Annotated in this window: 14 protein-coding genes; 8 read left to right on the top strand and 6 right to left on the bottom strand. The window is 41.4% G+C overall.

The features are described from left to right. Positions 1-5 precede the first annotated feature (5 nt). Together LC574_RS07175 and LC574_RS07170 are read right to left on the bottom strand one after the other, a co-directional pair. Positions 6-1,754 (bottom strand): PAS domain S-box protein, encoded by a 1,749-nt coding sequence (locus LC574_RS07175; RefSeq protein WP_229452377.1) that lies wholly within the window; start codon positions 1,752-1,754, stop codon positions 6-8. Between the two features lies 1 nt (position 1,755). Further along, the gene (locus LC574_RS07170) at positions 1,756-2,010 is read right to left on the bottom strand and encodes a DNA-binding transcriptional regulator (protein WP_229452375.1); all 255 of its coding nucleotides are present in this window, start codon (positions 2,008-2,010) and stop codon (positions 1,756-1,758) included. A 268-nt stretch (positions 2,011-2,278) separates the two neighbouring features. Between LC574_RS07170 and LC574_RS07165 the strand changes: the two genes are divergently transcribed. After that, positions 2,279-3,334: a 1-acyl-sn-glycerol-3-phosphate acyltransferase gene (locus LC574_RS07165; protein WP_229452373.1), complete on the top strand. Its 1,056-nt coding sequence runs from the start codon at positions 2,279-2,281 to the stop codon at positions 3,332-3,334. Positions 3,335-3,682: 348 nt separating this feature from the next. Beyond that, complete coding sequence (locus LC574_RS07160; RefSeq protein ID WP_229452372.1) at positions 3,683-3,985, top strand: hypothetical protein; 303 nt, start codon at positions 3,683-3,685, stop codon at positions 3,983-3,985. On the opposite strand, the gene LC574_RS07155 is transcribed toward LC574_RS07160, so the two are convergent. Continuing rightward, entirely contained in the window at positions 3,986-4,450 is a 465-nt protein-coding gene (locus LC574_RS07155) for a GNAT family N-acetyltransferase (protein WP_229452370.1), read from the bottom strand. A gap of 286 nt (positions 4,451-4,736) precedes the next feature. Here LC574_RS07155 and LC574_RS07150 point away from each other — a divergent pair, with 286 nt between their 5' ends. Next, complete coding sequence (locus LC574_RS07150) at positions 4,737-5,231, top strand: hypothetical protein (protein WP_229452369.1); 495 nt, start codon at positions 4,737-4,739, stop codon at positions 5,229-5,231. A 223-nt stretch (positions 5,232-5,454) separates the two neighbouring features. Then, the gene (locus LC574_RS07145) at positions 5,455-5,784 is read left to right on the top strand and encodes a DUF6464 family protein (RefSeq protein ID WP_229452368.1); all 330 of its coding nucleotides are present in this window, start codon (positions 5,455-5,457) and stop codon (positions 5,782-5,784) included. A gap of 275 nt (positions 5,785-6,059) precedes the next feature. Here the strand turns inward: LC574_RS07145 and LC574_RS07140 are convergent, their stop codons facing one another. Both LC574_RS07140 and LC574_RS07135 read right to left on the bottom strand, forming a co-directional pair. After that, positions 6,060-6,806, bottom strand: a complete 747-nt coding sequence (locus LC574_RS07140) for a hypothetical protein (RefSeq protein WP_229452367.1) — start codon at positions 6,804-6,806, stop codon at positions 6,060-6,062. A gap of 387 nt (positions 6,807-7,193) precedes the next feature. Continuing rightward, positions 7,194-7,334, bottom strand: a complete 141-nt coding sequence (locus LC574_RS07135) for a type II toxin-antitoxin system HicB family antitoxin (protein WP_229452366.1) — start codon at positions 7,332-7,334, stop codon at positions 7,194-7,196. A gap of 207 nt (positions 7,335-7,541) precedes the next feature. Between LC574_RS07135 and argS the strand changes: the two genes are divergently transcribed. The 3 genes from argS to LC574_RS07120 all read left to right on the top strand — a co-directional run bounded on the left by argS (position 7,542) and on the right by LC574_RS07120 (position 10,446). Beyond that, positions 7,542-9,305, top strand: a complete 1,764-nt coding sequence (gene argS, locus LC574_RS07130; RefSeq protein WP_229452365.1) for an arginine--tRNA ligase — start codon at positions 7,542-7,544, stop codon at positions 9,303-9,305. 81 nt (positions 9,306-9,386) lie between these two features. Further along, positions 9,387-9,950, top strand: coding sequence for a Uma2 family endonuclease (locus tag LC574_RS07125; protein WP_229452364.1), 564 nt, complete (start codon positions 9,387-9,389; stop codon positions 9,948-9,950). A gap of 16 nt (positions 9,951-9,966) precedes the next feature. Then, positions 9,967-10,446 carry a cobalamin biosynthesis protein gene (locus LC574_RS07120; protein WP_229452363.1) on the top strand — a complete coding sequence of 160 codons (480 nt, stop codon included), beginning with the start codon at positions 9,967-9,969 and terminating at the stop codon, positions 10,444-10,446. A 203-nt stretch (positions 10,447-10,649) separates the two neighbouring features. Here the strand turns inward: LC574_RS07120 and LC574_RS07115 are convergent, their stop codons facing one another. After that, a complete protein-coding gene (locus tag LC574_RS07115; RefSeq protein WP_229452362.1) occupies positions 10,650-11,003 on the bottom strand; it encodes a phage holin family protein in 354 nt (117 codons plus the stop codon). 410 nt (positions 11,004-11,413) lie between these two features. On the opposite strand from LC574_RS07115, the gene LC574_RS07110 reads away from it, so the two are divergent. Beyond that, positions 11,414-11,842, top strand: coding sequence for a helix-turn-helix domain-containing protein (locus tag LC574_RS07110; RefSeq protein WP_229452361.1), 429 nt, complete (start codon positions 11,414-11,416; stop codon positions 11,840-11,842). Positions 11,843-11,986: the final 144 nt, after the last annotated feature.

The following is an 11,986-nucleotide window of genomic DNA, read 5'->3' as shown; positions in this document are numbered from 1 at the left end:
GATCGCTAGTCTGCCTCGGCAATAGCCAGTTCATCTAAATATTGGTACTCAGGAGGCGTGATATCAGTCCAGCGTAGTCTGCCTGTCTGTATATCTGCTTGGGTATAGCCCACAATTCGCAAGAACTCGTCGTTGGCTTCAGTGATACTACCATTCACATCACCAAAGAGAATGCCAACTATATTCGCTTTCACAAAACTCCTGAGGCGTTCTTCACTTGCTTGGACTGCCTTCTCTGCTTGCTTGCGTTCGCTGATATCTGTGGTGCTGCCAACTAAACGTACTGGTTTTCCATCAGCATCCCGTTGCACCACTATCCCCTGATCCAGTACGTGGACATACTGATTATCCTGGTTGCGAATGCGATACTCGGCAGAATAGCGATCGCCATTTGCCAAAGCGATCGCCGCATTTTCTTCTACACGTTGCAAATCCTCTGGATGGACAAGTTCACGCCACCAATTACCAGTTGGTTGGGCAATGTCGAGGGAATAACCCAAAATTCTGGTTAACCCCTCGGTTCTTTCAACGGTATCCTGCTCTATATTCCAGTCATAAATGAGACAGTTGACCGCAGCAGCAGCTAACTCAAAACGCTCGTTAGCTAATCTCAGGCGTTCCTCTTTCTCACGCAAAGTTTGTTCTACTTGCTTGCGTTGGCTGATGTCACGGAAGAAAATGTCAAGACCATCCTCACAAGGGTAGGCGTGAATCTCCAGCCACAGGTCATACTTGGACGGCAAGTAGTAGTGATGCTCGAAGTGGACGGGAATCTGTTCTGCCATTGCCCATCGGTACTGTAGCTCTACATTAGTGCCTACTGATAAGGGCCACTCCTCCCAGTGCGACTTACCGATGACCTCTGTCCGGGGTTTGCCGTTAATTCGCTCTGCTTCGGCATTTTGGTAGATGATTCGCCAATCTCGGTCTAAAGTAATAAATGCATCACTCATGTTTTCCAGAGTGCGTGTATTCCGCTCATTGGCTTGCTGTAATGCCGCTTTTGCTTGTTTGCGTTCGCTCAAATCAACAACGAAGCCAATGACCGTTTCTTGAGTATCTCCCACGACAACAGAACCGAGCAGAACGGGAATGCGATCGCCATTTTTGCAGATATATTCCTTCTCAAAGGGTTTACATACTCCGGTTGTTCTAAGTTCTTCTACTGAACGTTCACTCAAAAGAAGATACTCATGTGGGGTAATCTCGCGCCATTTCATTTGGTTAGCGGCAAAATCTTCTCGCGTATAGCCGACCATCTTCAGAAAAGCATCGTTGGCTTCTATGATCGAGCCGTTGTTCATATCAGTTACGATAACTCCAATGATGTTGGATTCTGTCAGGCGGCTAAACCGCATTTCGCTATTTTGCAACAATTTTAGGCTTGTCTCTGCTTTGCCTCTGGCAGTTCGCAACTCTGAAGAGAGGGCAGTAATTAAGAAGGATACTAGTGAGAACGAGGTTAATCTTACCAAGACATTTGGGCTGAGGAGATCGAACGAGTAGACTGGCTCGATCAAAAAATAGAAAGCAGTTGTAACAGAAAGAGCGATCGCTAGTACTCCAAGTCCCATGCCGCCATACCAGGCACTGATTGCCACGGCAGCATAAAATAATGTAAATACGCTCGGATCGAAGACTGGCAACAACAGTCGCGTCAGCAGCAACGCAGCTATAACTGCCAGAATCATCACACTATATGTTAGTAACCAAGAGCGCATCATCACAATTTTTTCGAGTACTTTCACCATCATCTTAAGAGTCCTCCCGTTGCTTTGCCTTTAGGAGATACTCGTTCAGTAGTCTTTTGCCTGGTTCGCCCATTTTCTGTAACATTTCTTCAATTAGCTTTAGTGCCATCTGTGAAGGCACTGTAGATCCGTTCTCCCAGCGATTAACTGTTCGCAGGGAAACTCCCAACTTGGCTGCAAACTTTTCCTGAGAAAGATCGAGCTGCTGCCGAAGTTCACGGATTAAATCTGAAATTTTTAGTGACTTTCCTAGTTCCATAATAGGAAGAGTAGGACAGGTGTCTCGCCATTTGTCTCCAGCTTGAGGAAGAATTTAAACCGTCATTAGTTATTATCAATTTCATCTTTTGGCTAAATACCAATATTAGTTATTACTCCTCATGAATTACTTTTTATCTAATACTTTGCATTTATCAGTGTTTCCAAAACATGTAGTTAATTTTACCTCTAAGGTAATATCCCAATGGCAAAGCTATAAAGCTATAATAAGATTTACATAAAATTTTTGCCGAATTCATATCATTGTTTTGATTAATCAACATTCCGAAAACCTTTTTAACACTCAACTAGAAAATGTACCAGGTGAAGGCTATATATTTAGCTGGTTTGATTGGTTTTGTCTTTGGTATCCTCCAGGCTGGCTAATTTTATTCAACCGTCATTGGCAGCACTATCATAGCGATTCAGACGGTTGGAATTGGCTCGAATATGGATTATTTTTAATTCCTGGCGGATTTTATCTGGCGTTGCTGAGTCGTTGGTTGCGTCTTGGTTTTCGTTCACCCCGAACAGAAGTTAGTGAATTTGATCCCAAATATCAACAAGCTTTTCGCAAAGAAGTTCTCGCCCCCATTGTCAAATACTATTTTCGTGGAGAATTACAACAAGTCGAAAACTTGCCGCAAACAGGGCCATTGATTGTGGCAATGAACCACGCAGGGATGAGCTTTCCTTGGGATTTTTTGACCTTGGGTTATTTATTAAGTGAAGCTAGAGGATGGGTGGTACAACCATTAGCAAGTCCAGCATTATTTGAGCATCCTTGGATGATTTGGTGGCTACCACCTAAATGGTCGCAGGTTTTGGGTGGTGTGCGAGCCGAATTAGATGATTTTGAAGCAGCGATGGCTGCGCCAACGTCTACAGCGATCGCCCAAGGTAAAATTCTCTTATATGCACCCGAAGGTATCCGTGGTCCTCGGAAGGGTTGGAGGAGACGCTATCAACTAGAAAAGTTTGATGTGAGTTTTATTCAGTTGAGCGATCGCTATCAAATTCCTATTCTGCCAGTAGTTTGCATCGGTAGTGAATCTTTACATCCTTGGGCTGTTAATTTCAAAAAATTGCAACGACTAGTCAAATTACCATTTTTGCCTATTTCGCCTTTAATGCTTGCCTTAATTCTGTTTCCTTCAATGGGAATTTGGGCAATGAGAACTCGCCTGCATTACTTTATTCAGCCTTTGGAACCAGCAGAATTGCACAACCATTCAAACAAAGGGCGTAAAATAACTTATCGGCAGGCAGAACAATTACGAGAAAAACTGCAAATTAAAATTAATCAGTTATTGAGAGGAATTTAATCGCAACGCAAACGCAATCTTCAGGCTTCCTACCCTTTCTTACGGAACGCCAAAAGCAGACGGGATTTTGTCGGTCTTCTTTAGAAAACTTTAGCTAAATGAAGTACACAGGTAGGGGCACAGCAGTGCTCATTGGTGTCAACTTAAGCTTAGAACCATACAGCGTAAGTCTTTGGGGTTCTCTCTATTAGCACCCTAAACTTTTGATCCCCCCTAACCCCCCTTAAAAAGGGGGGAATTAGAATCGAGTGCCCCCTTGGAAAGGGGGTTGGGGGATCTAAAACTACGGAAAATTGAGTGTTTGGCTTAAGTTGACACGTATGAGCAGTGCTGTGTCCTTAAGATCATTTGTACCTCACGCCTGTTGCAATCTGCTGTATTAGCCTCACAATTAATTCTGAGGCGGTTGTTGGAACTCGTGCAAGATATCAATTTGACCAAAATCACGATATTCATAACCAACATCACGATATTCCTTATGAACATCACGACATTCATAACCAACATCACGACATTCATAACCAACATCACGATATTCCTTATGAACATCACGACATTCATAACCAACATCACGACATTCATAACCAACATCACGATATTCCTTATGAACATCACGATATTCCTTATCAACATCGTAATATTTCGGTGTAATTATTCAATTGATTTTTCCATGATAAAATTTATTAGCTTTTGCCCTCTACGTTCTACCTCTTGCTGTTTCACAACAATAAAGTTCTGGCTTTCAAAAAAAGGTTTGGCTGTAATACTGGCTTCTGTAAATAACTTTTCAATTCCCAAAGACTTTGCTTTTGATTCAAGCTGTTCTAAGATTTTCTTACCAATCCCTTTTCTTTGAAAATCTTTATGACAGTAAAAACGGTCAATATGTCCATTAGTCTCTAATTCCCCAAAACCAATAATTTTACCCTCCTCCTCTGCTACATAAGTAAACTTACTTCCTAAACCTTTAATCCAAATGTCAATATCCATGTTTGCGGGTGCCCAAGCATCTACTTGTTCTTGTGTGTAATCATCAATATTCACTTCATGAACAGTGTCGTAGAACAATTTCATAATTTCTTCGGTATCAGCTATTTCGTATATTCTTAATCTCATAAAGAAGGTAATTAATCACAAATAACTCTACTAGAAATTTTATCAGCGCTGGTGTGACTACTTCAGCTTATGAGTGCAGTTCTTTTAGCTTTCTCACGGAACCCCACCCCCAACCCCCTCCCCGCAAGCGATGAGGGGGCTATGATGTAGCTCATTTGATTAGGAAAAGCTATATACAGCAAAATTTCTTAGATTAAATTTCATATACACAATTATTTATATAGTACAAATATACTAATTAGCTGCTAAAATGCCTTAAAAGTCAGCTAGCCTTGCTTGAGGTAGTATGAAAAAAATCCAAGACACGGACAAAAAGCCCATTTTGCTGTTTCAGCCTACATCTGTAATCACTGCTATAGTGCCACTGCAACCCCAAGAGGAAAAAATCATCAGTGAACGGGAGCGTTTTATAACACAAGTCGAACGCATCAATCAGATGGCGCAAGAGTTAGAAGCAGCGATATTAGAGTTGAAAGCGATCGCTAACACACTGAATACTCAAAAGCGTTGCCCACTCTTGATAAAGGAGCTATGCAAAAATATTTGTCAGTATTTCGCAGTTAGCGTCCCTTGGGTGAAACGAAAGTCTAACAAATCATTTATTTTGACAACGCGAAAAGTTGATTTATTCCGAGCCGAAAGGGAAGCCGCACTGCTAGCACAGCAACTTCGTCAGCAAACCAAAAAAAGATTAGCATCGCAGCGACACAGAAAAAACAAGAATGGGGCTAAGGCTGACACAAAACACTTCTTCAAAAAGGTATTAGTCAACAAATCTTAAAATTATCAATATTCAACGGCAGATTACCCCTGAGGTTGTAACAGTTATGCTATTGAAGTGGCAGAAGGAAATTTTTCCTTAAAATTACTTATCATACTGCCATTGCTAATTGCTACTAACTGTGGTAGGAAGTAGGCAAAGCTGCCCTAATATTTGCACTTCGGTAAAACCAGAGTGCAACATCAGGGACAATCAATCAGCGCACAGAAGAGGTAAAAAGAAGGTGTTAAAGACACTTTTAGTGATTGCCGTTGGTTTTTTACCGTCCCTGATTTCTCTGTGGGCGCTCCGCAAAACCCATGCGCGATCGCGCTTACGAATGAGGCAAGCAGCCATGAATTTTCCACCGATGCAGGGACGACAAAACGTCAGGCCTGTAGAAGGCGATCGCTATTATTTAGAAGGTGTAGGTTATCTAATTGGCGACATCAGCTGCAAATTTAATGCCCGATCTGGCTACATGCGTTGTGCTGTCAATCCTGAAGGCCCCTGTAATGGTTGCCGTCACTACGAACCTAAGGAATTAGCTGGTAGTGAAAAAAGGGTTAATTAAGGAATAAGAATTAAATAAGATACAATTTATGTCCGACAGCTTACCTCACCCTCAATCCCTCTCCGATATATTGGAGAGGGAAGCTAGGATACAGGATGAAGTTTTGCATTTTATTTAATCCACGTTCCTAAGTTTTACCTGTCTAATACTCAAACAATCTCAAATTACTAAAGAAGGGGAAGAGGATAACTCAGGAGAGAGCAATTTATCAAAGCGTTCGTTAACCGATGTCCTAAACTAAGCCTACCCTTCACCCTAGAGAAAAACCTCTGTAACTATGGGCCAGCATTAACAAAAAGTGCATTATTGGTTCCAAGACCCGCACAGATAACCTGACTAGCACCTAAGCGAGTACAACTAGGATCTGAGACGTATGTACCTCCCAGACCCTGAGGCCCGCTCCATGAAATGCCATTGAACTGATTAACAAAAAGTGCATTATTGGTTCCAAGACCCGCACAGATAACCTGACTTGTACCCAAGGAAGCGCAACTAGGATTTGAGACGTATGTACCTCCCAGACCCTGAGGCCCGCTCCATGAAATGCCATTGAACCGATTAACAAAAAGTGCATTATTGGTTCCAAGACCCGCACAGATAACCTGATTTGTCCCTAAGGAAGCACAACTAGGATCTGAGGCGTATGTACCTCCCAGACCCTGAGGCCCGCTCCACGAACTGCCATTGAACCGATTAACAAAAAGTTCATTATTGGTTCCAAGACCGGCACAGATAACCTGACTTGTACCCAAGGAAGCGCAACTAGGATTTGAGACGTATGTACCTCCCAGACCCTGAGGCCCGCTCCATGAAATGCCATTGAACCGATTAACAAAAAGTTCATTATTGGTTCCTAGTCCAGCACAGATAACCTGATTTGTCCCTAAGGAAGCACAACTAACATTTGAGACGTATGTACCTCCCAGACCCTGAGGCCCACTCCAAGCTGCAAGAACTGGTTGGCTTACCAGGGATAAAATTACTGATGTTGTACCTGCTAAAATTGTAAATTTATTTTTCATACAATCTAATGTCTTCCTCCTTAATACTGCTCTGTGTTTGTTGGAAAGATTTAAACAGATGTAAAGTTTTAATTACTGAATTTTTCTTTCAGTTTGACTGGTATTGTACGATGAAATCACGTACCTATTTTGGATTCAGTTTCAGTTCTAAAAACTACAGAAATCAGTTACAAACCTTTACATTATGCAGTTCAAACTCAGAACCTTCGTGCGATAGAACTGCTATTATCAGCCCTTACATCAACACTGATAGAATTAAACTCTATAGGAATCGTATTTGATTTTTGAAATTATCTACGTAGGCGGGGAGTGGGGAGTAGGGAGTAGGGAATAAGGAATTAGGCTTTTCGAGTTGTACCGAGCTTTTTCAGAAATCAAATATTAGTCCTATAGATGAAATTCAATAGCTTCTGTAATCATCTGCTTAACTTCTTCTAAAGTTTCACCCACAGCTACACAACCTGGTAAATCAGGGACATAAGCACCGTAACTAGTTTCTCCCTTTTCAATCACAACTGTATAACGCATTACTCTTCCTCCAATTGAGCTTGTCTCCAGATATTTTTAAGAGTACCAATTGACACATCCACATTTGGCTTACCAGACTTCAAGGGAAGGGGAGTAAGTGGTGGGGAGCGATCGCTTCATGAATCGAGTGGCTCAAAATGAAATGCTAAAGTTAATAATCAAGCTTTTCTAGAGCTACATTCCCTCTCTCCCAGATAAAATTTATATATGAATGCTACACAAGAAAAACTAAAAGTTCAGCTTGAGCAGGCAATAGTTGCGGCTTTTGGCGCTGATTTTGCTGGAGTAGATCCAATTTTGGTTTCTGCTAGCAATCCTAAATTTGGTGATTATCAGGCGAATGTGGCTTTATCCCTGAGTAAAAAGAAAGGATTGCAACCAAGAGCGATCGCAGATGCGATCGCCCTGAAACTAGATGTATCCGAAATCTGCGAACCGCCAGAAATCGCTGGGCCAGGATTTATCAATCTGAAACTGAAAACGGCCTACCTGGAAGCACAACTGAACGCGATTCAAGCTGATCCCAGATTGGGAGTTCCCGCCGCAAAAACGCCCAAGCGGGAAATTGTGGATTTCTCTAGTCCGAATATTGCTAAAGAAATGCACGTTGGACACTTGCGTTCGACGATTATTGGTGATTCCATCGCCCGGATTTTAGAATTTCAAGGACACGATGTTTTGCGGTTAAATCATGTAGGTGATTGGGGTACACAGTTTGGCATGTTAATTGCCTATCTGCGGGAAGTTTACCCAGACGCGCTTACCACCGCGAATGCTTTAGATATTGGTGATTTAGTCTCTTTTTACCGCAAAGCCAAACAACGCTTTGATGCAGATGCAGTTTTTCAAGAAACAGCGCGGCAAGAAGTCGTAAGATTACAAGCAGGTGCAGAGGATACACTTCATGCTTGGAAACTACTGTGTGAACAATCACGGCGAGAGTTTCAAGTAATTTATGAGTTGCTGGATATCAAGTTAACTGAACGTGGGGAATCTTTCTATAACCCTTTACTATCTGGCGTTGTGGAAGATTTAGAGAAATCTGGCTTACTGGTAGAAAACCAGGGGGCAAAATGCGTTTTTCTGGAAGGGTTTACAAATAGAGAAGGTGAACCTTTACCCTTGATTGTGCAGAAATCAGATGGCGGCTATAACTACGCCACAACTGATTTAGCATCCCTGTGCTACCGGATTCAGCAGGATGAAGCAAAGCGGATAATTTATGTAACAGATGCTGGACAAGGAAACCACTTTGCTCAAGTTTTCCAAGTTGCACGCAAAGTCGGATGGATTCCTGATGATGTGGAATTAGTGCATGTGCCTTTTGGATTGGTGTTAGGAGAAGATGGAAAGAAATTCAAAACTCGTTCTGGGGATACTGTGCGGTTACGGGATTTATTAGATGAAGCTATTTCTCGTGCCTATGCTGACCTAAAAACTAGATTACAAGAAGAAGAACGCCAAGAAACTGAAGAATTTATTAATGAAGTTGCTAGGGTAGTTGGAATCAGTGCAGTTAAATATGCAGACTTAAGCCAAAATCGCACCAGTAACTACATCTTCAGCTACGACAAAATGCTAGATTTCAAAGGTAATACTGCGCCTTATATGTTGTATGCTTATGCGCGGATTCAGGGGATTAGCCGCAAGGGTGATATTAACTTTAAGGAGTTGGGAAACAATGCTGTTTTGTTGGAGCATGAAACAGAATTAGCGCTGGCAAAATATTTACTTCAACTGGATGAAGTTATTAGTAGTGTAGAGCAAGATTTGCTGCCCAATCGTTTGTGTGAGTATTTGTATGAACTGAGTAAAAAGTTTAATCAGTTTTACGATCGCAATCAGGGAGTTCAGGTTTTGGAGGCACAGGAACCGCAACGGACATCTCGGTTGATTCTGTGTGATTTGACTGCTAGAACTTTGAAGTTGGGATTATCTTTGTTGGGAATTCAGGTATTGGAGAGGATGTAATAGTAATTCGTAATGGGCTACGCTAAGGTAATTCGTAATTGGTGGAGTTGAAAGAAAGCGTTTTGTTGGAGGCGATCGCAAATGGTACAGACACCATCTAAAAACATAACTTTGGCAGAGTTTCTAATAATACCAGAAACGAAACCCGCTAGTGAATACATCAATGGTCAAATTATTCAAAAACCAATGGCACAGGGGAAGCACAGTACAATTCAAGGTGAAATGGTTAGCACTATTAACTTAACGGTGAAGCCCAAGCGAATTGCACGAGCGTATCCAGAACTGCGGTGTACTTTTGGCGGCAGATCAATAGTGCCAGATGTTTCTGTATTTACTTGGCAAAGAATTCCTCGTGATGAAAATGGCCAAGTTGCCAACGTCTTCAAAGCAGCTCCCGATTGGACTATCGAGATTCTATCACCTGACCAAAGACAAACGAAAGTTACAAAAAATATTCTGCATTGCCTGAATTATGAAACACAAATGGGTTGGCTGATTGATCCAGAAGAACAAACGGTTTTTGTGTACATCCGCAATCAACAGCCAATTATGTTGGATGAATTAGAAGCTTTACTCCCTGTGCCAGATTTTGCAAGTGAGTTGAGGCTGACAGTAGGAGATTTATTTGGTTGGCTGTTGGAGTAAACCAAATCCTGACGAATTGAATAAGGAAATACACCAAGTGGAACAGGTTTTATGGGTAGGAATCGGTTGTAAACGGGGAACCTCATGGCAGTTGATTGATTGGGCAATTGAGCAAGTATTTCGAGAAAATCAACTTTTTCAAAGTGCGATCGCAGGTATTGCTACCATTGACACTAAAGCCTCAGAAATTGGTTTAGTAGAACTTTGCAACCTACGCAATTTCCCCCTAAAAACTTTTTCTGCCCAAATCCTTCGCTGTGTCTGTGTCCCCAACCCTGCCACAATTACCAACCACAAAGTTGGTACACCTAGCGTAGCAGAGGCAGCTGCTATTCTTGCAGCTATTCAAAACCCATTATTGACTGCTTCCCCTTTTACCACCACAGAAGCATTGGGAGTGAGATTCTTAGTTCCTAAACAGATTTTCCAGCTAGAAGGGCAACCAGGAGCGATAACACTAGCTGTTGCCCAAGCCTCAAATATTATTAGTCATTAGTCACTTGTACTGAGCGAAGCCGAAGTATTAGTCATTAGTCATTAACTAAAGTAACGGCATTGCTGAATTCAGGTATGAAAATGATTTTGCGTGATTTCAAAACTTTTATAGAGACTAGCAATTGCAACGTTTCTACACCCGGATTCATATATTTAATACCAACGCCAAAGTAACACTAGTACAGCAGGGTGTAAATAAACTTTCTAGTCAACAACTCTCAAAAAATAGTTAATTATGCTAGAAACAATAGCTAGCACAATTGAACCTAACAAAGCAGGTAAAAAGCCCTGAATCTCAAAACCAGAACCAGGAGTTAAGGCACTTGCTAACCAAAGAGTTAAAGCGTTGATCACCAATGTAAATAAACCAAAGGTGAGTAAGGTAATCGGAAATGCCAAAAGACGCAAAATAGGCCTGATAAACGCATTAACAAGCCCGATAACCACTGCTGCAACAAGGGCTACAACAAAATTATTGACAATAAAGCCATCAACGATTTTAGAAGTGATCAATAATGCCACCGCAGTACCGAGCCAAGTTAATAAAAAGTGTTGCATAAGTTTTTTTTAGAGGAATTAGCAGTAAGTTTAATTAATTTCACTATTGCCAGTTGTGATCTGTAACACCATCAGGCGTAGTTGTATCTAGCTCCTAAAGTTGCTTTACTTTCTCATCAGCCCAAAAGCAATGTAATTTTTCAGCGATCGCATAGAGAGATACTTTCAATTAGGGTATCTTTATCGTATTGCAGGATGTACCACGAATTAAATTCATCAAAAATGAAATGAGCAGCAAAACTCCTACAGGGGTTTCTCTGCGTCGAGAAACCCCTGTACCTAAAAAAGGGTATTTACCACTAGTGGTCTGTCCCATTAATTTTGAGGGGTAATGTTGTATCCTGATTACAGAGCAATGTGGACTCAACAAAGCCACAAGCCCAGGTGCGATCGCTAGCAAACAAAAGTGTATGAGTAAGAAGTATAAAATTGAACTCAGCGCCGAGGATAAACAGAAACTACTAGATATAGTAAAAAAGGGAAAAGCGAGTGCCAGAGAAATTCGTCGCGCACATACATTGCTTATGTCCAGTGATGGCAAGAGTGATCAGGTAATAGCAAAAACATTACACATATCAATAGCAACAGTGGAGCGAACTCGCAAACAGTTTTGTACAGAAAATTTAGAAGCGACATTAAAAGAGCGAAAGCGTAGTGGGAAACCACAAAAATTAACTCCTTTTGCAGAAGCATATTTAATTGCCACAACTTGTAGTGATGCACCTTCTCTTAGCGCACGCTGGACTTTAAGAATGTTAGCAGACAAACTTGTGAGTCTTGAAATAGTTGATAGCTTGAGCAAAAGTACAGTTGGTCGGATATTAAAAAAAACGAGCTAAAACCTTGGCTAAAAGAGCAATGGTGCATCCCACAAATCAGTTCAGAATTCGTATACCGAATGGAAGATGTGCTTGATTTATATGCTCAACCACCTGAGCAAAAACGCCCACTAGTATGCTTTGATGAAAGGTTATGCCAATTAA

Origin of the sequence: Nostoc sp. CHAB 5715 (assembly GCF_020829685.1) — a bacterium.
In the GTDB taxonomy this organism is placed as follows: domain Bacteria; phylum Cyanobacteriota; class Cyanobacteriia; order Cyanobacteriales; family Nostocaceae; genus Nostoc.
The sequence above is the reverse complement of the archived record's forward strand: the minus strand, read 5'-3'. Positions and strand labels throughout refer to the sequence as shown.